General features: G+C 36.3%; 1 pseudogene. It reads left to right on the top strand.

What is annotated here, in order from left to right:
* Positions 1 to 254: pseudogene (locus tag NI455_RS15455) on the top strand (hypothetical protein); the annotation flags it as partial.
* Positions 255 to 311: the final 57 nt, after the last annotated feature.

The following is a 311-nucleotide window of genomic DNA, read 5'->3' as shown; positions in this document are numbered from 1 at the left end:
TTATTTTTGCCAGCACGTTTGTTGCTGTGATGATGGTGTTCATTTTGGCTATCTTTTTATACATACCAAGCAAAGACGAAATTGATGAACGTAGAGCAGATATGGCTGTACTAAAAAAATATCCGCTACAAATTCGAGAAAGTGATGGTGAAACATTGGTGAGAATAATGAGGAAAAATTGCTACTCGTTTGAACCGAGTAGTGTCAAAGAAAAAACGTATGACTGGTGTCAGATCGACCCTAAAAAATACTAGTTGATCGGTACTTTGCTTGGTTTTTCTCATTACAAATCAAATTACAGCAAGCGCAAA

The sequence above is a fragment of the Acinetobacter lwoffii genome (assembly GCF_024129435.1).
Lineage (GTDB): Bacteria > Pseudomonadota > Gammaproteobacteria > Pseudomonadales > Moraxellaceae > Acinetobacter > Acinetobacter lwoffii_F.
The sequence above is the reverse complement of the archived record's forward strand: the minus strand, read 5'-3'. Positions and strand labels throughout refer to the sequence as shown.